The organism is Massilia sp. PAMC28688 (genome assembly GCF_019443445.1).
Classification (GTDB): Bacteria; Pseudomonadota; Gammaproteobacteria; order Burkholderiales; family Burkholderiaceae_D; genus Telluria_A.
Window position 1 is genome coordinate 4,373,232 of record NZ_CP080378.1, and the last position, 22,104, is coordinate 4,395,335.

16 protein-coding genes and 2 riboswitches are annotated in these 22,104 nt (G+C 64.1%); of the genes, 7 read left to right on the forward strand and 9 right to left on the reverse strand.

The genetic code is table 11. From position 1 onward, the window contains the following. Positions 1–167: 167 nt before the first annotated feature. Positions 168–533, reverse strand: a complete 366-nt coding sequence (locus KY495_RS19500) for a hypothetical protein (RefSeq protein ID WP_219880982.1) — start codon at positions 531–533, stop codon at positions 168–170. 178 nt (positions 534–711) lie between these two features. Between KY495_RS19500 and KY495_RS19505 the strand changes: the two genes are divergently transcribed. Beyond that, on the forward strand, positions 712–1,833 hold the full coding sequence (locus tag KY495_RS19505; RefSeq protein ID WP_219880983.1) for a methyl-accepting chemotaxis protein: 1,122 nt from the start codon (positions 712–714) through the stop codon (positions 1,831–1,833). Between the two features lie 90 nt (positions 1,834–1,923). On the opposite strand, the gene gcvP is transcribed toward KY495_RS19505, so the two are convergent. From gcvP to gcvT, 3 genes are all read right to left on the reverse strand, one after another. After that, the gene (gene gcvP, locus KY495_RS19510; protein ID WP_219880984.1) at positions 1,924–4,821 is read right to left on the reverse strand and encodes an aminomethyl-transferring glycine dehydrogenase; all 2,898 of its coding nucleotides are present in this window, start codon (positions 4,819–4,821) and stop codon (positions 1,924–1,926) included. 83 nt (positions 4,822–4,904) lie between these two features. Beyond that, positions 4,905–5,285: a glycine cleavage system protein GcvH gene (gcvH, locus tag KY495_RS19515; RefSeq protein ID WP_219880985.1), complete on the reverse strand. Its 381-nt coding sequence runs from the start codon at positions 5,283–5,285 to the stop codon at positions 4,905–4,907. Positions 5,286–5,323: 38 nt separating this feature from the next. Continuing rightward, positions 5,324–6,442, reverse strand: a complete 1,119-nt coding sequence (gene gcvT / locus KY495_RS19520) for a glycine cleavage system aminomethyltransferase GcvT (RefSeq protein ID WP_219880986.1) — start codon at positions 6,440–6,442, stop codon at positions 5,324–5,326. A gap of 71 nt (positions 6,443–6,513) precedes the next feature. Beyond that, positions 6,514–6,617: riboswitch (glycine riboswitch) on the reverse strand. A gap of 18 nt (positions 6,618–6,635) precedes the next feature. Next, positions 6,636–6,722, reverse strand: a riboswitch (glycine riboswitch). 159 nt (positions 6,723–6,881) lie between these two features. Here gcvT and KY495_RS19525 point away from each other — a divergent pair. Next, positions 6,882–7,442, forward strand: coding sequence for an ATP-dependent Clp protease proteolytic subunit (locus tag KY495_RS19525; RefSeq protein WP_219880987.1), 561 nt, complete (start codon positions 6,882–6,884; stop codon positions 7,440–7,442). 182 nt (positions 7,443–7,624) lie between these two features. Here the strand turns inward: KY495_RS19525 and KY495_RS19530 are convergent, their stop codons facing one another. Continuing rightward, on the reverse strand, positions 7,625–7,855 hold the full coding sequence (locus KY495_RS19530) for a hypothetical protein (RefSeq protein WP_219880988.1): 231 nt from the start codon (positions 7,853–7,855) through the stop codon (positions 7,625–7,627). Between the two features lie 172 nt (positions 7,856–8,027). Then, on the reverse strand, positions 8,028–9,371 hold the full coding sequence (locus KY495_RS24130) for a methyl-accepting chemotaxis protein (protein ID WP_307728205.1): 1,344 nt from the start codon (positions 9,369–9,371) through the stop codon (positions 8,028–8,030). A 290-nt stretch (positions 9,372–9,661) separates the two neighbouring features. On the opposite strand from KY495_RS24130, the gene KY495_RS19540 reads away from it, so the two are divergent. The 5 genes from KY495_RS19540 to def all read left to right on the forward strand — a co-directional run bounded on the left by KY495_RS19540 (position 9,662) and on the right by def (position 19,575). Beyond that, positions 9,662–12,184 carry a DUF1631 family protein gene (locus tag KY495_RS19540; protein ID WP_219880990.1) on the forward strand — a complete coding sequence of 841 codons (2,523 nt, stop codon included), beginning with the start codon at positions 9,662–9,664 and terminating at the stop codon, positions 12,182–12,184. Between the two features lie 108 nt (positions 12,185–12,292). Further along, a complete protein-coding gene (smc, locus tag KY495_RS19545) occupies positions 12,293–15,817 on the forward strand; it encodes a chromosome segregation protein SMC (protein WP_219880991.1) in 3,525 nt (1,174 codons plus the stop codon). Positions 15,818–15,929: 112 nt separating this feature from the next. Continuing rightward, entirely contained in the window at positions 15,930–16,988 is a 1,059-nt protein-coding gene (locus KY495_RS19550) for a cell division protein ZipA C-terminal FtsZ-binding domain-containing protein (protein WP_219880992.1), read from the forward strand. Between the two features lie 14 nt (positions 16,989–17,002). After that, positions 17,003–19,042 (forward strand): NAD-dependent DNA ligase LigA, encoded by a 2,040-nt coding sequence (gene ligA, locus KY495_RS19555; RefSeq protein WP_219880993.1) that lies wholly within the window; start codon positions 17,003–17,005, stop codon positions 19,040–19,042. Continuing rightward, complete coding sequence (def, locus tag KY495_RS19560) at positions 19,039–19,575, forward strand: peptide deformylase (protein WP_219880994.1); 537 nt, start codon at positions 19,039–19,041, stop codon at positions 19,573–19,575. The genes ligA and def overlap by 4 nt, the downstream gene beginning before the upstream one ends. A gap of 11 nt (positions 19,576–19,586) precedes the next feature. On the opposite strand, the gene KY495_RS19565 is transcribed toward def, so the two are convergent. The 3 genes from KY495_RS19565 to KY495_RS19575 form a co-directional block, all read right to left on the reverse strand. Next, positions 19,587–20,300: a dienelactone hydrolase family protein gene (locus tag KY495_RS19565; RefSeq protein WP_219880995.1), complete on the reverse strand. Its 714-nt coding sequence runs from the start codon at positions 20,298–20,300 to the stop codon at positions 19,587–19,589. A 32-nt stretch (positions 20,301–20,332) separates the two neighbouring features. Then, complete coding sequence (locus KY495_RS19570; RefSeq protein ID WP_219884339.1) at positions 20,333–21,244, reverse strand: ADP-ribosylglycohydrolase family protein; 912 nt, start codon at positions 21,242–21,244, stop codon at positions 20,333–20,335. A gap of 98 nt (positions 21,245–21,342) precedes the next feature. Next, the gene (locus KY495_RS19575) at positions 21,343–22,089 is read right to left on the reverse strand and encodes a pseudouridine synthase (RefSeq protein ID WP_219880996.1); all 747 of its coding nucleotides are present in this window, start codon (positions 22,087–22,089) and stop codon (positions 21,343–21,345) included. Positions 22,090–22,104: the final 15 nt, after the last annotated feature.

Sequence of the window (22,104 nt, forward strand, 5' to 3'; positions counted from 1 at the left end):
TTGCAGAGGTTTCACAAGCGCCAACGTCGATTTCGCTCCGCACAGATTGTGCAGCCTGGAGTTGCCCCTGCCGCCTCAGCTGGTCGCTTCACACGGGCAAGCCCGCAGGACGCATCGGCGCAGGCCATTAAAGTCGAAAAGGCCCTGGCAATGCTTCCTGATCGCTGTCAGCGGTGCGGGCCAGCAACCCTATCTACATCGGGTTTTGCTTTCCCCACCATCCACGCATCGACGGTCGCGCCGATCCACGCCGCCAGCATGACCAGGGCGGCCACGTTCATCAGCGGCGAGACCGCCTGCCCATTTTCCCGCAGCCGCAGCTCGATCGCTACTGGGTCAAAAGGCATGCTTCCGAGCCGGATTTCCCTGGCAATGGTAAAGATCGGGTCCAGCACGCCGGCCGAAAAATACACCGCCGCTGCCAGCGCCGGGAGCAGAAATACGCAGGCGCGCGCATGGCGGCCCAGGAACAGCTGGCCCACGCCGGGAAAAACGAGGCCGGAAAGTAACGCTGCCTTCGTGGATCGTTGCATCAAAGCATCCTTATTTTTTGACTGTTGATCTGGCGCAAGCCGAGACCCGCCTGAGCGCGTAGATTGGGAATGCGCCTAAGCAACTTTACGCGGAGGACGTTGGCGCAGCGACATCATAACCTGTCCCACCGGCTAAGCCGCACCGGGCATCGAACAACGCGACAACAAGGGGATGGACATGCTGGATCGCCTGCGCATTGGAACCAAACTGCTGCTCGCACCGGCGCTCGTGCTGCTGCTCCTGATTGCCTCATCGGGCAGCGCGTGGTGGGCCATGGTGCGCCAGCACGCCATGCTGGAAACGGTGGTGGAGGTACGCGCGGCCCGCATCCGCGAAGTGGCGCACCTGGCCAGCAGCGTGCAGGCGGCGCATGCGAAAAGCTACCAGCTGCTGACCTGGATCAGCGCCAGCATGTCGGCGCCGCGCACCAGTGCCCTGGTGGGCGATATCCATGCGCGCCACGCGGCCATTGTCCACGCCTTCGAGCAACTGCAGGCCGAGCGCCCGGCCCCGGAGCGAGCCCTGGTGGCGCAGGGGCGCGCCGCGTACGGCCGCTACATCCAGGCAGTTCACGACGTGATCGAGATGTCGCGTGGCGACCAGTCGCTGGCCGCCAGCGCCATGGTCAAGGCCGAACGCACGTTTGACGATGTGGCAGCGCACCTGGCCAAGCTGGCGCAGCGCGAACAGGCCCTGGCAGAAGCGGCTGCACGCCGTGCGGCAGCCGATGTGGCCAGCATGTCGGTGCTGATGCCGGTACTGGTGGCGCTGTCCGTGTTCCTGGCGCTGGGGATCAGCATGGCGGTGCGGCGCTCGCTGCTGGCCGAAGTGCGCGCCATCGCCCAGTCGGCCCTGGACCTTGCCAGCGGCAAGCTCACGGTGCGTGCGCGCGCCTATGGCAATGATGAAATCGCCGACACCGCGCGGGTACTCGATGAAAGCATTCGCAACCTCAATGGCACGCTCAAGGGCGTGATTGATTCGGCCAGCGCGCTGGGACTGGCCAGCGAGGCCAGTGGCGCCATGGTGGAACGCCTGGCGCGTTTCATGGCAGCGGCGCCGGATGACGCCAGCCGCCTGCTGGACTGGCCGGACGCCTGCGCCGTGGTGGAAACGCGCCAGAAAACTTCCAGCAACTGCGTTCTGGTGGAGGAAGCGGCTGCCGTGGCAGCGGCCCTGCAGCAGCAGGTGATGAGCCTGTCGCAGGCGGTGGCCGGGATCGAGCTCGATGGCGGCGACGAACCGCGACCGGTGCCCGGAGCCAGGGCCCATCTGCGCCTGGCGTCCAGACGCGACTGATTCAGCGGCGGGCAAAAAAAAAAGGCAGGCGAGCCATGCCCGCCTGCCATCTGGTGCGGCCGGCGCCAGCGGCCGGCCGTACAGGCACCTTTACTCGTAATCGCTGATCGGTGCGCAGCCGCAGAACAGGTTCCGGTCGCCATACACGTTGTCCGCGCGGCCGACCGGCGGCCAGTACTTTTGCTTGCGCAGCGAGGCGACCGGGAAGGCTGCCACTTCGCGGCTGTACTTGTGCTCCCACACGTCGGCGGTCAGCACTTCTGCCGTGTGCGGCGCACCCTTGAGCGGATTGTCCATGCGGTCATATTCGCCGCGCTCGACCTTCACGATTTCGGCGTGGATGGTGATCATGGCTTCGATGAAGCGGTCGATCTCGGCCTTCGATTCGCTTTCGGTCGGCTCAATCATGAGGGTGCCCGGTACCGGGAAGCTCATGGTCGGTGCATGGAAGCCAAAGTCCATCAGGCGCTTGGCCACGTCTTCATTGCTGATGCCGGTGGCGTCGGTGATCGGGCGCAGGTCCAGGATGCACTCGTGCGCCACCAGGCCATCGTGGCCGGTGTACAGCACGGGGTAGTGCGGTGCCAGGCGCCGTGCAATGTAGTTGGCAGCCAGGATCGCGGTTTCGGTGGCGGCGGTCAGGCCTTCGCCGCCCATCATGGCGATATACATCCACGAAATCGGCAGGATGCTGGCCGAGCCGTACGGCGCCGCGCTGACCGCGCCGATGCCGGCTTCGTCACGGGTATAACCGCTTGAACGCTGGTTGGGCAGGAACTTGGCCAGGTGGGCGCCCACGCCGATCGGGCCCACGCCCGGTCCGCCGCCGCCGTGCGGGATGCAGAAGGTCTTGTGCAGGTTCAGGTGGCTGACGTCGCCGCCAAAGCTGCCCGGAGCTGCCACGCCGACCAGCGCATTCATGTTGGCGCCGTCGATATAGACCTGGCCCCCGTGCGAATGGATGATCTCGCACAGCTCCGTAATGCCTTCTTCAAACACGCCGTGGGTGGAAGGGTAGGTGACCATCACGCACGCCAGGTTCTCGCTGTGCTTTTCCGCCTTGGCGCGCAGGTCGTCCAGGTCCACGTTGCCGTTGTCGTCGCAGGCCGTGACCACGACCTTCATGCCCACCATGTTGGCCGATGCAGGGTTGGTGCCGTGGGCCGACGACGGGATCAGGCAAATGTTGCGGTGGCCTTCGCCACGCGATTCGTGGTAGGCCTGGATCACCAGCAGGCCGGCGTATTCACCCTGCGAACCGGCGTTGGGCTGCAGCGAAATGGCGGCGTAACCGGTGACGGCGCACAGCATCTCTTCGAGCTGGCCGATCATCTCGCGGTAGCCCACGGTCTGGGCATCCGGTGCAAACGGGTGGATGTTCGAAAATTCCGGCCAGGTGACCGGGATCATCTCGCTGGTGGCATTGAGCTTCATGGTGCACGAGCCAAGCGGGATCATGGTGCGGTCCAGCGCCAGGTCCTTGTCGGCCAGGCTGCGCAGGTAGCGCAGCATTTCGTGCTCGGCGTGGTAGCGGTTGAAGGTCGGGTGGGTCAGGTAGGCGCTGGTACGGGCCAGGTTGTCCGGGAACGCGGTCTGGGCAGCAGCTTCAAATGCGTCAAAGTCCGGTGCGGCCGGCGCGTTGGCCACGCCCTGCGCGAAGATGGACCACAGCAGGGCCAGGTCTTCGCGGGTCGTGGTTTCGTCCAGCGACACGCCCACCATGGCCTCGCCGGCGCGGCGCAGGTTCACACCCTTCGCTTCGGCTGCCGACAGCAGTTCGGCCGCGCGGCCGGTGCGGATGGTCAGGGTGTCGAAGTAAGTGCTGTTGACGATCTCATAGCCGAGCTGCCCCAGCTTGGCGGCCAGGATGTTGGTGAAGCGGTGCACGCGCTGGGCGATGCGCTCCAGCCCCTTGGGGCCGTGGTAGACCGCGTACATGCCGGCCATGACGGCCAGCAGCACCTGTGCGGTACAGATGTTGGAGGTCGCCTTTTCACGGCGGATGTGCTGTTCGCGCGTTTGCAGGGCCAGGCGGTATGCCTTGTTGCCCTGGGCGTCGATGGTCACCCCCACCAGGCGCCCGGCCATGCTGCGCTTGAATTCGTCGCGCGTGGCCAGGTAGCCGGCGTGCGGGCCGCCGAATCCGAGCGGCACGCCAAAGCGCTGGCTGTTACCTACCACCACGTCGGCGCCCCATTCGCCCGGTGGCGTGAGCAGGGTCAGGGCCAGCAGGTCGGCGGCGGCAACGACCATGGTGCCGGCCGCGTGCAGCCTTTCGACCGCGGCGCGGTAGTCGCGCACGTCGCCGTGTACGCCCGGGTACTGCAGCAGCACGCCGAAGCACGGCTCCGACAGCGTGGCGACGGCGTCGGCGGCGATCACCCGCACTTCCACGCCAATCGGGCGGGCGCGGGTCTGGATCACTTCCAGCGTCTGCGGCAGCACGTCGTCGGCCACGTAGAACACGTTCGATGCCGACTTGCCCACGCGCTGGATCAGCGTCATGGCTTCGGCGGCGGCGGTGCCTTCGTCAAGCATCGACGAATTGGCGATGCCCATGCCGGTCAGGTCGGTGATCATCTGCTGGAAGTTCAGGATCGCTTCCAGGCGGCCCTGCGAAATCTCGGGCTGGTAGGGCGTGTAGGCGGTGTACCAGGCCGGGTTTTCAAAGATGTTGCGCAGGATGACGCCGGGCGTATGGGTGTTGTAGTAGCCCTGGCCGATCATCGACTTCATGACCTTGTTCTTGGCGGCGATGCCCTTCAGTTTGGCCAGTGCGGCCTGCTCCGGCATGGGGTCGAAGAACTGGCCCAGTTCGAGCCGGCTCTTGGTACGGATATGGGCAGGGACGATGGCGTCGATCAGCGCCGCGCGCGACGGGTATCCCAGCGTCGACAGCATGGCTGCCTGTTCGCTGTCGGAGGGACCGATATGGCGCGGGATGAAGGAGTCGCGTGCTTCGAGTTGGGTCAGGCTGGAGCGGGTCATGATGTGGGAGGCCAAAGAAAGGAAAAGCGAGAGGAGTGCTGTGTGCCGCGGCGCGCACTTGCGCAGCCGCGGCGGCGAGTGGATTACTCTGCGGTGTTCTTGCCGTAGGCGGCTGCGTCGAGCAGGCCGTTGATCGAGGACGCATCGGCGGGCTTCAACTTGAACAGCCAGGCGCCGTAGGCGTCGCTGTTGATCGAGTCCGGAGCGTCGGTGACGGCGGTATTGATGGCCACGACTTCGCCCGATACCGGGGCGTAGATGTCGCTGGCGGCCTTGACCGATTCCACCACGGCGGCGTCGTCGCCGGCGCTGAAGGACTTGCCCACCTTCGGCAGTTCGACGAACACGATGTCGCCCAGGGCATCCTGCGCGTATTCGGTGATACCGACGGTGAAGGTGCCGTCGGCTTCAGCGCGTACCCACTCGTGGGACTCGGTGTACTTCAGGTCTGCAGGAATATTCATGTAAGGCTCCGGATTAAAAGATTCGATATGGGTTCGGGTCAGGCAGCGAGGATTTTACCGTTTCGCACGAAGGGCAGCTTGATTACGCTGGCGGCCAGGCGCTTGTCGCGGATTTCCACGTGAACGGTGTCGCCCACGGCGACGTCCATCGGCACCCGCGCCAGGGCGATGGCCTGCTGCATGGTGGGGCTGAAAGTGCCACTGGTGATTTCGCCTTCGCTCCCGGAGGCGCTGATGATTTTCTGGTGGGCGCGCAGGATGCCGCCTTTCTCACGCAGGATCAGGCCCACGTACTGCTGGTTCTGGCCCTGCGCCTTGAGCGCATCCTTGCCTACGAAGTCGCGCTCGGACACCAGGTCCACGGTCCACGCCAGGCCGGCGTCAAGCGGGTTGACCGTGTCGTCCATGTCCTGGCCGTACAGGTTCATGCCCGCTTCCAGGCGCAGCGTGTCGCGCGCGCCCAGGCCCGCAGGCTTGACGCCGGCCGCCAGCAGGGCATTCCACAGTGCCTCGGCCTGGGACGCGGAGAACGCCAGTTCAAAACCGTCTTCGCCCGTGTAGCCGGTGCGCGCCACCATCACGTCGCCAAACGCGGTGTCCTTGACGATGACGGCGTTAAAGGGCTTGAGCGGTTCGGACGCCTCTTTGGTGGTGGGCAGCACTTCCCACACCTTGGCACGGGCATTCGGGCCCTGCACGGCGATCAGCGCCATCGGGTCGGCACCGTCGCGGCGCTGCGTGATCGTCACGCCGCTACCGGTGGCCTCGTTACGGGCACTGATCCAGGCCACGTCCTTCTCGGCGGTGCCGGCGTTGACCACCAGGCGGAACCAGTTTTCGGCAAAGAAGTACACGATCAGGTCGTCGATGACGAAGCCCTGCTCATTGAGCATGCAGGAGTAGAGCGCCTTGCCCGGCACCTGCAGCTTGTCGACGTTATTGGCCAGCAGGCCGCGCAGGAAGGCGCGCACATTGTCGCCTTCGAGGTCGACCACGCACATGTGGGAGACATCGAACATGCCCACGTCGGTGCGCACGGCATGGTGTTCTTCGATCTGCGAGCCGTAGTTGACGGGCATGTCCCAGCCGCCAAAATCGACCATCTTGGCGCCGGCTGCGCGGTGTGCGGAATTGAGCGGGGTCGCTTTAAGCGTCATGGAATCCTCGGGCAGGTGTATAGGGGACCGCCGAACAGGTACGCAGGACCACACTGGCCCGTTGCGGGTGTTCGCGCCCCTCTGTCCTTGGTACCTGAGAGATAGCGGAGATGTTCCGCCTGCCCCTTCGGTGGGCCGCCGGCATGTGCCGCGGCCGCTCTCCAGAGTTTGATCCGCCGCGACACGCGCTGCCGACCCCTGACCGGTCCTTTTGCCTGAGAGTTTTTGGGTGATGCCCCTTCGGCGGCAGCGCGTGGCTACCCTCTCCCGATCAAGAGTGCAGAGCATATGCCAGCAGGCTGCCAAAGTCAACTTAAGAGCGCCCATCGCAGGGGGAAACCAGGGGCGAGAGAGGGCGCGCACGAATGCAGTGCGCCCGCCACGCCGGCATAGGGCGGATTTGTTAAAATTGCTCATCCCTTTTACGAGTAAAACAGCCATGACCGAACAACAAACGAAAAGTGGTACGGAAGCGTGGTTTACGCTCTCCGGTGACGTCAACAGCGATATGGTGCATCGCGTGTTCGAGAGTGTTTCGGCCATGACCGAGGCGGGCGTGGAACGGGCCCATATTCTGATCCAGTCCAACGGCGGCTACGTCAGCGATGGCCTGTGCATGTATAACTTCCTCTCCAGGGCGCCCATCGAATTCGTCATGTACAACGGCGGCGCGGTAGCGTCCATCGCCGTCATCCTGTTCCTGTCCGGTACGCGCCGCTACGCCAGCGAGACGGCGCGCTTCATGGTCCACAAGTCGCACGCCACCGCGTCGCCGGGCGCGCGCCCGGACGCGCTCAATATCATCGTCGAAGGCTTGCGGGCCGATGATGCGCGCACTGAATCCATTTTGCGCAAGCACATCGAACTGTCGCCGGAGCAGTGGGCCATTCACCAGTATTCCGACCTGCACCTCACCTCGCGCGACGCCAAGGCTGCGCGCATGATCGACGATGTGGCCGATTTTGCCCCGCCGCGGGGCGTCCATATCCGCAATATCTAGCGCCCGGTTGCCTGGCTCCCCGTTTCCTGTCGAGCCGGGCCCGGTAGACGCGCAAAAGAAAAGAGCGTTTCAACGAAAAGAGCCTGTCAACGGCGCGCCGCTGCAGACTCTTTCGATGGCTTCCTGTTTGGCACTGTAGTGGTACTGCCCGGAAACCCGGCAGTACCCAGCGGTCAGCCTGATCAGCGGTTGCCGCTGCTCTTGCTTGCGCTGCCCGAACCCGAACCGGACTGGCGCGAACCTTCCTTGTTATCGTTCTTGTGGCTCTGGCGGCCGGCTTCCACGTGCTGCTCGTGGGTGCCACCCTGGGTGCCGCCCGAGCGCGAACCGGAACCCTGGCTGCCGGACTGCTTGTTCGACGATGCGCTGTCACTTTGCTTGCTACCACCCTTGTTTTTCTGATTCGAGGCCATGTTCATTCCTTTAAGAAAGTTTGAAATGTCTTGCTCGCCTTGCGCGCCTGAATTGTTTCTCAGGCCCGTTTGGTGAACCAATGATGGGATGCCCGCAACAGGGCCGCTATCAGAAGATCGCTCGACCCGCTGTAGGAGCGCTTCCTACAGAATTGCAACAAATTGGCCAGGGTCAGAACTCTTCCCAATCCAGGTCCAGCCGGGCCATTGCCCCGCGCTGACGCTGGGGCCGCGCGGCAGGGGACGGCGCCACGACATGGATGGCGGGGGCCTTGCTGCGGGCAGTGGCCGTGCCCGCTGTTGCACGGGCGTGAGGATTGCTCGCGACCAGGTGCACAGCTGCTTTGCGCACCCCGTGTTCCGGCCCCAGGACAAAGGCGGCCGACGCGCGTGACAGGTGACCTGCTTCGTCGCGCAGCGAGGCCGCCGCCGCCGCCGATTGCTCGACCAGCGCCGCGTTCTGCTGGGTGGCCGCGTCCATGGCTGAAATGGCCTGGTTGATCTGGTCGATGCCGGCTGTCTGTTCCGCGCTGGCATGGGCAATTTCGCCAATGATGTCGGTCACCCGCTTGACGCTCGTGACGACGTCATGCATGGTCTTGCCCGCGCGCCCGGCCAGTTCCGTGCCGGCGCTGACCTTGCCCACGGAATCGTCAATCAGCAGCTTGATTTCCTGCGCCGCTGCCGCCGACCGCTGGGCCAGGCTGCGAACTTCGCCAGCCACCACGGCGAAACCGCGTCCCTGTTCGCCGGCGCGGGCCGCTTCCACTGCCGCGTTCAGGGCCAGGATGTTGGTCTGAAAAGCAATGCCGTCGATGACGTTGATGATCTCGGCAATCCGGCTCGACGATTCGTTAATGGATGCCATGGTGCAAACCACTTCGGCCACCACGGCACCGCCGCGCACTGCCACGTCGGAGGCTGAAATGGCAAGCTGGCTGGCCTGGTGCGCGTGTTCGGCATTCTGGCGGACCGTGGCCGTCAGCTGGCCCATTGAAGAGGCCGTCTCTTCGAGCGATGCCGCCTGCTCTTCCGTGCGCGCGGACAAGGACATGCTGCCGGCGGCGATCTGGCCGGCGCTGGTGGCAATGCTTTCCGTACCGCTGCGCACCTTGACAATCATGCCCGCCAGGCGTTCATTCATCTCCTGCATTGCGCCCAGCAAGATGCCGCCGGCGCCGCCCTGGTCGCTGACTTTTCCGCTCAGGTCGCCTTCCGCCACGCGCCGGGCCAGGGCGCCGGCTTCCTCCATGGGCCGATCCAGCGCCGCCTGCAGCCAGGCCCCGCCCAGCACGGCAACGAGCGTCAGGGCCACGGCCGCGCACCAGAAGGTGATGCGGGCGGTGTCGTAAATTTTTATTGCAGCACTTAACTTTTGACCGGAACCGGCCGATAACAGGGCAATCTGCTCTGCCTGGCCGAGGATCCAGAACGCCAGCGTCAGGCACGCCGCAAGCAGCGCGCCGATGCAGGCAAATAGTTTATGGCGGGTATCGAGGCGGGGCAGTGGGGACATGATGGTTTCCTTGGCAAGGTCGGTGCACCAGGAGGGCGGCCGCGCCGCCCCTGAAGCAAGGTGATTCTTCATGTTAAGGAAACGCCGAAGCGCGACCTTTGCGCAGTATCAAAAGTCGGCCCGGCAATAAAACGTGTTCAAAAAAGCACGTTGTTGATCTTGAATGTGTACTTACAAAAGAAATTCTGCAAAAACAGCGATTCGTTATATTTTGTCTATTGCCTTGTGGAAATAACGTGGCAAAATAGAAGCGTCAAATAGTCAATTCATCCCGCGGAGAATAATCAACCATGGCTCCAGTAGCGTCCAAACCGGCAAATGCACAGAAGGCGGCCGTGTCGCAGCATGAGCTGTTGGAAGCCTTGGTGGAGATCGTCACCAAGCACGCCAATGAGCAATGGCTCGGCGTCGGCACGCGCCTGGTATCGGCCCTGCTGGATGTGGCCGACCCAAGCATGGATGCGCGCGACGTCTTCTTGCGGGTGAAGTCGGGCAATTTGCTTAAAGAACACAGCTACGCCTTCCTGCACCTCATTTCTGAGGAGCTGGAAAAATCGCTGCGGGCCGAAGTGGCCGGCCTGACCCCCCGCCCGCGCGCCACCCTGATTTCCGAAGCGGCGCTCACGCTGGTGCCATTCGCCGAGATGGACAACCGGGTCGCCTTCGATGCCCTGAGCCGGCCGTTTGAAATGAAATATGCGACCCAGATTGCCACGCTGAACGTGCGCCTGGGTTACCTGCTCAACCGCGACATCCTGCGTCTTGCCCAAAACCCCTTCCGGCCAGAGCTGTTCCTCGCTGCGCTCAGCAGTGCCTGGCGCGAGTTTGAACCCAACGAAGAGGCACACGGCCTCATCACGCGCCTGCTGCGCCCGGAAATCCTGTTCGACCTGGGGCCGATGTACGACGCCTTGTGCGATGCCCTGGTCAACAAGGGGACCCAGCCGGGGTCGATGGACGCCTACAACATCAAGAAAACCGAATGTGCCAATGCCGCCAAGGCCAAGCGCGCCAAGAAGCAGGAAGCACTGGCCCAGCAGCTGCGCCAGTTCCTGACGGGCGAAGCGGACAGTGAGTTTGACGCCGGCATTCCCCTCATTCCGAATTTGCCGCAAAGTACCGGTGGCCCCGGCGGCTGGCGCCCGAGCGCCGTGCACGGTTTCGTGCCCGAACCGGCCGCAGCGCAGAGCGCACCCGTCCATGGCGCCGCGCCGCACGCGATGGCAGCGGGCGCGTCCCCGTTCCACGGCGTGCAGGGCGGCACGCACGGATTTGCCGCTGCCGGCCCGGGTGGCCCTAACCCGGGCGGCCCTTTCCCGGGCGGCCCTTTCCCGGGCGGCCCTATCCCGGACGGCCCTATCCCGGGTGGCCAGTTCCACAGCCAGGTGATGGCCGGGGGGCTGATGGCGCAGGTGGCCTTCGGCACGTCGCCCCAGCCGCACGCAGCCACTGGGGCCGTCCTCGGTCAGGCCGGCTTCGGCGCGGCCCCGGCGCCGCTGCTGGACATGCTCAAGACGCTGCAGGCGCGCATGCCCGAACAGTTTGCCGCCACGCCGTCCACCCCCGGCGCGGCCCAGAACGCGGACGTGTTCTACCTGCCGCGCCTGAAAGCGAGCATTCCGCAGGGCAGCCTGTCGCGCGGCGATGAAAGCACGATCGACCTGCTGTCGAAGATTTTCGACACCGTTTTCCTCGACCCGAATATTCCCAAGGAAATCCGGGAACTGATCCAGTTCCTGCAGATTCCCGTGCTCAAGGCCGCGCTGGCGGACAAGAATTTCTTCTTTGAAGAGGCGCATCCCGCGCGCCGCATGATCAACCTGCTCACCCGCCTGGGCCCCGAGCAGCGCAGCGCCGACGACCCCCTGTTCCAGGCCATGCAGCGCAGCGTCGACAAGGTCGGGCGCGAAGAAGGGCAGGGCGACGCCGCCTTTGCCAGTGCGGTGGCCGAGCTGGAAGATTCGATCAAGGCTGAGGAATCATTTGAAGTCGAGGCCATTGCCGCGCCCATCGCCGCCGCCCTCAAGCAGGAAAAGGTCACCGCCGCCACCCGTTCAGCCAAATCTGCCGTGGCCGCGCGCGTTTCCAGTGGCGAGGTGGTGGCCGTGCTGGAGACTTTCCTGGAAAAGAAATGGACCTCGGTACTGACCCTGGCTTACACGCTGGAAGACGAAAAGCCCGGTGCCGTCGGCAGCGCCACCCGCACCATGGATGACCTGATCTGGAGCGTCAAGCCCAAGATCACGCACGAGGAGCGCCGCTCCCTGATCGCCAAGCTGCCCACGCTGCTGGCCACGCTGAACAAGTGGCTCGACATCATCCAGTGGCAGGAGGCGGACCGCCTGCAGTTTTTTGCCGAACTGGCCGAATGCCACGCCTCCATCGTACGCGCGCCGCTCGACATCACGCCGGAACGTCAGCTGGAAATTGCCGTGGAAGTGGCGCAGGAAGACGCGATGCGCCGCCTGCAGAAGGAAAAGGCGGCCGAACAGCAGCCGGAGCAGCAGATCGACGCCGCCGCCGTCACGGTCGAAGCGCTCGAGCGCGGCGCCTGGATGGAATTTACCCAGAACGACGGCACCGTCCGGCTGGCCAAGCTGGCCTGGGTCAGCCCGCTCAAGACCCTGTACATCTTTTCGGTCGGCGCGCGCAAGGAGTCGTTCTCGCTCAGCGTGGAAAAGCTCACTGCCGGGGTGCGCCAGAAAAAGGTCAGCCTGGTGCGCACCGAAGGCGTGGTCGAGCGCGCCCTGTTCGATGCCATGGGCGTGGGCGCCATCAACGACACCACCGTCATGATGGACGTGGCGGCCTGACAGGGGGCGGGGGAGTGGCTCCGGCGCAATGGCGCCGTGCCACTACCGGAACGAAAGCAACAGATGGTATGATGAGATTCTTTCATTCTGCCCCTCCAGCCCTGCAACGTGCGTCTATCTTCAATTAAATTGTCGGGATTTAAGTCTTTCGTCGATCCCACCAATTTCCAGGTGCCGGGTCAGCTTGTCGGCGTGGTAGGACCCAACGGCTGCGGCAAATCCAACATTATCGACGCGGTGCGCTGGGTGCTGGGCGAGTCCAAGGCGTCCGAACTGCGCGGCGAGTCCATGCAGGACGTTATTTTCAACGGTTCCACCCACCGCAAGCCTGCCGGCCGCGCCTCGGTGGAGCTGGTGTTCGACAATAACGATGGCAAGGCGGCCGGACAGTGGGGCCAGTACGCCGAGATTGCCGTCAAGCGCACCCTCACGCGCGACGGTACGTCCACCTATTACATCAATGGCCAGCCGGTAAGGCGGCGCGATATCCAGGATATCTTCCTCGGCACGGGCCTGGGTCCGCGCGCCTACGCCATCATTGGCCAGGGCATGATTTCGCGCATCATCGAATCGCGCCCGGAAGAGCTGCGCGTGTTCCTCGAAGAAGCTGCCGGCGTGTCCAAGTACAAGGAACGGCGCCGGGAGACGGAAAACCGCCTCAATGACACCCGCGAAAACCTGCTGCGGGTGGAAGACATCCTGCGCGAGCTGAACGCCAACCTGGAAAAGCTGCAAGCGCAGGCCGTCGTGGCAACGCGCTTTCACACGCTGCAGGCCGAGCAGGAAGAAAAGCAGAAGCTGCTGTGGCTGCTGCGCAAGAACGAAGCATTGGCCGAGCAGGGCAAGTACCAGCGCGAGATGGAGCAGGCCCAGACCGATCTGGAAGAGCAGACCGCCAAGCTGCGCCACGTGGAGCTGGAACTGGAGCACATGCGCCAGGCTCACTTTGCCGTGGGCGACCGTCTGCACACGGCCCAGGGGCATCTGTACCAGACCAACTCCGAAATCGGCAGCCTGGAAGCGCAGATCAAGTTCGTGATCGAGTCGCGCAGCCGCCTGCAGAATCAGCTGGGCGTGCTCGCGGCGCAGCGCACGCAGTGGCAGGTGCAGGCGGAAGACTACGGTTCCCAGATCGAGGAAGCCGAGTTCCTGCTCGAAGAACTGGGCGGGCGCGTGGAAGAATCGCAGATGGCGGCCGAAGCGCAGGCCGAACGCTTGCCGGAGCTGGACGCTGCCTGGCGCGCAGCCCAGCACAAGACGACTGAATCGCGCGCCAGGATCATGCAGGCGCAGCAGCAGATCGAGCTGGAATCGGCGCACCAGCGCAACGCCTCCAACATCCTGAGTAGCCTGGCAACCCGGCGCGAACGCCTGCAGCAGGAAAAAAATGGCCTGAACCTGCCCGACAGCGCCCACCTGTCCAACCTGCGCATGCAGCTCGAAGAAAAGCAGCAGTCGCTGGAAGAGCAGCAGATGCTGCTGGAAGAAGCGCTCGAACAGCAGCAGCGCGTCGATGAAGAACGCAGCACTGCGCAGGCCCAGGTCAATACCGAAACGGCCGCCAACGCCCAGCTGGAAGCGCGCCTGTCGGCCCTCAGGCAGCTGCAGGAGCGGGTACAGACCCAGGGCAAGGTCACGCCATGGCTGCAGAAGCACGAACTCGATGCGCTGCCGCGCCTGTGGCAAAAGCTGCAGATCGAGCAGGGCTGGGAAACGGCCATGGAGTCGGTCCTGCGCGAACGCACCACGGCGCTGGAAATGTCCAACATCGAGTGGGCCAAGGCTTTTTTCAGCGATGCGCCGCCCGCCAAGCTGGCCCTGTATTCGCCGTCCGTGGTCCATGCCGCAACGCAGGCCGAAGTGCCAGGGCTGCAATCATTTGCCAGCCTTCTCAAGTTGAACGACGCCGGCCTGCGCGGCCTGCTGCAGGACTGGCTGCACAACGTCTTTGCCGCCGACGATGCGGCCAGCGCCATGGCCGACCGCGGCAAGCTGCCGGCGGGCGGCTCGTTCGTGACGCGCCAGGGCCACGTGATCACGCAGTCGAGCGTGCGCTTCTACGCCGCTGACGCCGAGCAGGATGGCCTGCTGGGCCGCCAGCAGGAAATCGAGAACATCACCAAGCAGCTGCGCGCCCAGGGCATGCTGGCCGACGAAGCGCGCGCCCGCGCCGTGCGGGCCGACGCTGCTGCGTCCGAGCTGGCGCGCCGCCTGCAGGATGCACGCGCCCGCGTGGCCACGCTCACCCAGGCCGTCCATGTGCTGCAGATCGACGTGGTCAAGCAGTCCGAGGTCGAAGCGCGCTTTAACCAGCGCAGTTCGCAGATCCAGTCCGACCTGGCCGAAATCACAGCCCAGGAAGAAGAGCAGAATCAGATCCGCATGGAGTCGGAAGAAAAGTTCGAGCAGCTCGACATCGCGCTGGCCGAGCTGCAGGGTGCGCACGAAGATGGCCAGACCGATTTTCTGAGCAAGGAGCAAGCCCTGGCCGACGCGCGCGAACGCCTGCGCGAGATGGAACGCGCGGCGCAGGAAGCGCAGTTTGCCGAGAAGTCCCAGCGCAGCAAGATCGAAGAACTCAAGCGCAGCATCGCCACCGCCACCCAGCAGGCCGCCCAGGTGAGCGAAAGCATTGCCGTCGGCCAGCAGGAGCTGGAGTCGCTCGAAACGGGCGCCGCCAACGACGGCTTGCAGGAGCTGTTGGAGCGCCGCTCGGCCCAGGAGCGCGCCCTGTCGGATGCGCGGCATGAACTGGACCAGGTCACGCAAAAGATGCGCACCCTGGAAGAAGCGCGCATGCAGTCCGAGCGCAGCCTGCAGCCGCAGCGCGACAAGATCACCGAGATGCAGCTCAAGGAGCAGGCCGCGCGCCTGAACCAGGAGCAGTTTGCCGAAGCGCTGCGCGCAGTGGAAGCCGACGAGGCAGCGCTGTCCGAAAAGCTCAACCCCGACATGAAGCCATCCTACCTGCAGGGCGAAGTGACGCGCCTGACCAATGCCATCGCGGCGCTGGGCGCGGTCAACCTGGCCGCGCTCGATGAACTGGCGCAGGCGTCGGAACGCAAGAACTTCCTGGACGCGCAAAACGCCGACCTGACGGAGGCCATCCGCACGCTGGAAGACGCCATCACGCGCATCGACAAGGAAACGCGCGATCTGCTGCAAGATACGTTCGACCGCGTCAATCATCACTTTTCCGAATTGTTCCCGATCCTGTTCGGCGGCGGCAATGCCAAGCTGGTGATGACGGGCGACGAAATCCTGGACTCCGGTGTGCAGGTCATGGCGCAGCCGCCGGGCAAGAAGAACGCGACCATCCATCTGCTGTCGGGTGGCGAAAAGGCGCTGACGGCGACGGCCCTGGTGTTTTCCATGTTCCGCCTGAACCCGGCGCCATTTTGCCTGCTCGACGAGGTGGACGCGCCGCTCGACGACGCCAACACGGAACGCTTCTGCCGCATGGTCAAGCGCATGTCCGAGCACACGCAATTTCTCTTCATCTCGCACAACAAGATCGCCATGGAGATGGCCAACCAGCTCATTGGCGTGACCATGCAGGAGCAGGGTGTTTCGCGCATCGTGGCGGTAGACATGGAGGCCGCGGCCAACCTGGCGGACCTTGCGCCGGCATAGTGGGCGCATTCATGGCGCCATCAGGGTGAAGTTGGTATGATGGCATGATCATGGCGGCATGGTGCCGTCAACCGCATAACAGAATCAACAGAAAAACAAAGGCACAAGCAGCATGACAGACATCGAAATGAGCATCAGCATCGGCGCGGTCATCGTGGTCGGTGTGCTGGTCTATAACAAGTGGCAGGAGCACAAGGCGCGCAAGAGCGTGGCGCGCGCGTTTTCGGCGGATCACGACGATGTGCTGATGCGCACCGAGGAGCGCAGCGAGCCGCGCTTCGATATCGGCAGCGGCGCTGACGGCGAAACGCCGGACGTGGAGGGCAGCACCACGGTGCTGCCGGGTACGGACGTGGGGGTGTCGGCAGCCGAGCTGGCGATCAGCCTGGTGGACCCGCTGATCGACTGCCTGATCCCGCTGGCGCTGGAAGCACCGGTGCGCGGCGACAAGATCCTGCCCATCCTGCACACGTTGCGCCACGTCGGCAACAAGCCGGTGCACTTCATTGGCCTGCATGTGAATGGCGACTGGGAGCCGATTGCCCACGGTGGCGTGTACACGCGCCTGCAGGCTGGCGTGCAGATGGCCACGCGCACCACGGCACTGAACGAGCTTGAGTACTCCGAGCTCGTCACGCGCCTGCGCGCGGTGTCGGACGAGATCGGCGCCGAGCCGGAAATCCCCGACATGATCGAAGTCATGGGCGAAGCACGCACCTTGCAGCGCTTTGTCTCCGGCCACGATGCGCAGCTGGGCGTGAACCTGCTCTCGAACGGCGCGCCATGGTCGATCACGACCCTGATCGGCGCGCTGGAAAAGCAGGGCTTCGACGTGCGTCCGGATGGCCGCTTCATCATGCCCGACGGCGACGGCGGCCAACTGTTCACGCTCTCGACCAACGTTACGCTCGGCGCCGACACCACCTCGCGCCTCACGCTCCTGCTTGATGTGCCCTGCGTGGCACCGGCGCGCGACGGCTTTGGCCAGATGGTCACTTGCGCGCGCGCCCTGGTAGGCCGCCTGGACGCCACCATCGTGGACGACAGCGACCAGCCCCTGCTCGATGAAGCGCTGGGCGAAATCAACAATCAGGTGCTGGAGTTCTACCAGGAGATGGAAATCGCCGACATTCCGGCCGGCTCGACCCGCGCCATGCGCCTGTTCAGCTAAGGAGGCGCCGCAGCATGACCAGCGTAGCCCCGAGCAAGGATGTCCTGGCCCGCATGGCCTGGCTGACGGAGGAACTGAACCGCCACATCTATGCCTACCATGTGCAGGATGCGCCGACCATTCCGGACGTCGAGTATGACAAGATGTTCGTCGAGCTGCAGCAGCTCGAAGCTGCGCACCCGGAAGCGGTGTCGGTCGATTCTCCCACCTTTCGCGTAGGCGCCGCGCCGCTGCCGGGCTTTCTGCAGGTCACGCACAGCGTGCCCATGCTGTCGCTCAACAATGCCTTTGCCGACGAGGACATCGACAACTTCGACCGGCGCGTACGCGAGGGACTGGGCGCGCCCCAGGTTGAATACGCGAGCGAACTGAAATTTGATGGCCTGGCCGTCAGCCTGCGCTACGAGAATGGCGTCTTCACGCAGGCGGCCACCCGCGGCGACGGCGCCACCGGCGAGGACGTCACCGCCAACATCCGCACCATTCGTACCATTCCCCTGCGCCTGCGTGGCGACAGGATTCCGGCGGTGCTGGAAGTGCGCGGCGAGGTGCTGATGTACAAATCCGATTTCGCCAGGCTCAATGCGCGCCAGCGCGACGCGGGCCAGAAGGAGTACGCCAACCCGCGCAACGCCGCGGCCGGCAGCTTGCGCCAGCTCGATTCGCGCATCACCTCGCAGCGCAGCCTGCGCTGCATGGCTTATGGTGTCGGCGCGCTGGAAGGCATGCCCATGCCGGAGTCGCATTCGGCCCTGCTGGACTGGTACGAGGAGCTCGGCTTGCCGGTGTCAAAGGAACGCGCGGTCGTGAGCGGGGCAGAGGGGCTGCTGGAGTATTACCGTGACATCGGCAAGCGCCGTGCGACGCTGCCGTTCGATATCGACGGTGTGGTCTACAAGGTCAATCGCGTGGAGGACCAGCAGCAGCTCGGTTTCGTGTCGCGGGCACCGCGCTTTGCCATTGCCCACAAGTTCCCGGCGGAAGAAGCGCTTACCACGGTGCTCGATATCGAAGTGCAGGTAGGCCGCACCGGCGCCATCACGCCCGTGGCGCGCCTGGCGACAGTGTTTGTGGGCGGCGTCAACGTCAACAACGCCACGCTGCACAACGAAAGCGAAGTGCGGCGCAAGGATATCCGTATCGGCGACACGGTTGTGGTGCGCCGTGCCGGCGACGTGATCCCCGAAGTCGTGTCGTACGTGGCAGACCGGCGTCCTGCCGATGCGCGAGAATTCATCATGCCGGCCAATTGCCCGGTGTGCGGCTCCCCCATCGTGCGCATGGACGACGAGGCGGTTGCGCGCTGCTCGGGCGGCTGGAAATGCAGTGCCCAGAAAAAGGGCAGCCTGATGCACTTCGTCTCACGCCGCGCGATCGACGTGGAAGGCCTGGGCGACCAGCTCATCGAGCAGCTGGTGGACAAGGGCATGATCGACACTGCAGCCGACCTGTATACGCTCGACCACGACAAGCTGCGCAACCTGGACCGCATGGCTGCCAAGTCGGCGCAGAACGTGGTCAATGCACTCGACAAGTCGCGCGATACAACGCTTGCGCGTTTCATCTACGCGCTTGGCATTCGTAACGTGGGCGAATCCACGGCCAAGGCACTGGCCCAGCACTTTGGCAACCTGGCCGCGCTGCTGCACGCAGCCAGCTTTGAGGGCGGCATCGGGCTGCTGGAAGTGGACGATGTCGGACCCGTCGTGGCGCGCTCGATTGCCGAGTACCTCACCGATGCCGACAACCTGGCACTGGTCCATGCCCTGGCCGGCCACCTGCGCTGGAAGGAAGGCGAGCATGTCATGAAGGCCGCTGGCGCCATGGCCGGCAAGACCTTCGTCCTCACCGGCACCTTGCCGACCATGAGCCGCGACGAGGCGGCCGCCATGATTGAAGCTGCCGGCGGCAAGGTCTCAGGCTCGGTGTCGAAAAAGACGAGCTACGTGGTAGCCGGCAGCGATGCCGGCAGCAAGCTGGCCAAGGCACAGGAGCTCGGTCTCACCATTCTGGACGAAGCAGGCCTGGTGGCTTTGCTCAAGGAGCAGGCATGAGCGTGCGTGAAATACTGAAGATGGGCGACCCGCGCCTGCTGCGCGTGGCCGAACCCGTGACCGAGTTTGATACGCCGGCCATGAAGGCGCTGATCGCTGACATGTTCGATACCATGTACCACGCCAACGGCGCGGGACTGGCAGCGCCGCAGATCGGCGTGAACCTGCAGCTGGTCATTTTCGGCTTCAAGCAGAACCAGCGCTATCCGGAAGCGCCGCCGGTGCCGGAAACGGTATTGATCAATCCCGTGCTCACCCCGCTGTCGGAAGAAAAGGAAGAAGCCTTTGAAGGCTGCCTGTCCGTGCCGGGTCTGCGCGGCAGCGTGCCGCGCTACAAGCGCTTGCGCTACGAAGGATTCGACGAGCACGGCGCGCCAATCAAGCGCGAGGTGGATGGCTTTCATGCCCGCGTGGTGCAGCATGAGGTGGACCATCTGCTGGGGATTCTGTACCCGATGCGGATTACGGACTTCAGCAAGTTTGGTTACACCGACGTGATGTTCCCGGACCTCGATCCCAACGACGACGATTGAGATGTGTTAAATCATGCGCCCGTTGAAAGCTGGCGCAAGTGCTTGCTAAAGAATGCGTCGGTCCGCTGGTTCGCCAAGGTCGCCGCTTCGGCGCTGTAATGGCTGCCGTTGACGCGGGCAAAGGCATGGTCCTGGCCGGGGTAGATGAACAGTTCCACGTTCTCCTTGGGCGTCGCCGCCACGCGGATTTTTTCCTGCGCCGGCTTGGGAATGTACTGGTCTTCTTCGGCCAGGTGAATCATCAGCGGGCAAGTGACCTTGCTCATTTCGCTGATGTAGTCGCTGGTGCGTCCACCGTAATAGGACACGGCCGCATCCGGACGGTTACGGGCCGCTGACAGGAACGTCATCAAGCCGCCCAGGCAAAATCCCATCACCCCGATCTTGCCGCTGGCGCCGGAAATGCTGCGTGCCCGTCCCATGGTGGCGGCAATGTCGCGCACTCCGGCCTCGATGTCGAACGCCTTCAGGTACGCCATCGCCTGCTCCCATTCTTCCTTGCTGCCGTCGGTCAGCTCGACGCCTGGCTGCAGGCGCCAGAACAGGTCGGGCGCCACCGCGATGTATCCCTTGGCGGCCAGCGCATCGCAATGGGCGCGAATGTCGGCATTGATCCCGAAGATCTCCTGAATCACAACGATGGACGGAGCATTCTCCGCTTCGGGCCGCGCCATGTACGCCTCAAAACTGCCATCCGGGGTGTCGATGGTGATACGTTCGTGCATGAGAAACTCCTTGTCAAATGGAGGGCCTGCTATCAGATTTCGGAAGCGGGGCGCTCCGACGCCAGCCGGTCGGCCAGCAGGATGATGTCGTCGCGCATGGCGAGGCGCTCGATCCACGGCGCGGGTATGTCCTGCACGCCGTAGTAGGCGCCGCACAGCTGGCCACAGATGGCAGCCGTAGTATCGGCATCGTCACCGAGGTTTGCCGCCAGCAGCACGGCCTCCTTGAAAGAATTGGTACGCCAGAAGCACCACAGCGCCGCTTCAAGCGATTCAACCGCATAGCCGCTGCCCTTGATCTGTTCCTCGGTCTTGTCCACGTAGGCGCCCGTTGCCAGGGGCTGCACCTTGGCGCTGAGCTGTTCGGGCAGCACCGGTTGCATGACGTCGGCCTTGGTCCGTCCGTGCAGGGCCGCCCTTAGCTGCAGCGCGAATAGTTTGGAGCACTCGATCGCTTCTACGGCTGCATGGGTCACGCGCGTGCTCTCGGCGGCATGCCGCAGCAGTACTGCTTCATCGTCTGCGTAGAACATGGCAACCGGTGCCAGCCGCATGAGCGCCCCATTGCCGGCAGTGGACGGGTCGTCCGAACCTGCGAAGGGATCTCTGGTCGATTCATAGCGGCGCAGTGCGGCCGCCGTCGTGTTGCCGATGTCGAAGCATGTGCCGGTGCTGCTCATGTAGCCGTTGTTGCGCCAGTTGCAGTAGCGCTCCATCTGGTCGGCCGGATCAAAGCCGCCGCGCTCGAGCAGGCTGTGGGCCAGGCACAGCGCCATCGAGGTATCGTCCGTCCACTGGCCAGGCTGCAGCTTGAACGGTCCCCCGCCCACCATGTCCACCACTTCCGGGAATGATCCGCGCGGCTTGAATTCAACGGTCGTGCCAATGGCGTCGCCGCAGGCGAGGCCCAACAGTGCGCCGCGGTAGCGGCCTTGCTCAGTAATCAACGCTAGCTCCTTCCATGGGAATGGTTGCGAACCGAAGGTTCAGCGCCAAACCATAGCAGAAACATAACGGCAGCGGCGCGCGGACCGCCAATCAATCAGAAGGTCTCTTCCGGTCGCAGATAACGCCATTGTCCAACCGGCAAGTCGCCCAGCTTGACCTTGCCAATCCGCACGCGCTTGAGGCCAATGACCTTCAAGCCCACCATGTCGCACATGCGGCGGATCTGGCGCTTCTTGCCTTCTTTTAGCGTAAAGCTGAGCTGGTCATCGTTCTGCCAGCGCACCTTGGCCGGCAGCAGCGGCTTGCCATCCATCCACAGGCCAAAACACAGCTTTTTCAGGTCAGCGTCAGGCAGCTTGCCTTCCTTGGTGTACTGCACGCGCACCAGATATTCCTTTTCCACCGACGTGGTTTCGCCGATGAGGGTTTTCGCCACGCGCCCGTCCTGGGTCAGCACCAGCAGGCCCACCGAATCAATGTCCAGTCGTCCGGCCGGCACCAGGCTGCGCAACTGCGTTGGGTGGAATACCTCGGTGGAGGGATCTTCGGCCCAGTGGTTCTCGGGCTTGATCAGCGCGACCGCCGGCGTGTAGCCATCTTCGGCCTGGCCGCTCACATAGCCCATCGGCTTGTTGATCAGGACCGTCACGCGCTTGGACTGTTCGGCCGCAGCCTGGCGTTCCACCGTGATGTGCTGGTGCGGCAGCACCTTGCTGCCCAGTTCCGACACCACCTGGCCATCCACCCGCACCCAGCCGCGCGCAATCCATTCATCGGCTTCGCGGCGCGAAGACAGGCCAAGCTCGGACATGCGCTTGGAAAGCCGTACTAGTTCACTCATAAATCACTTTATAAA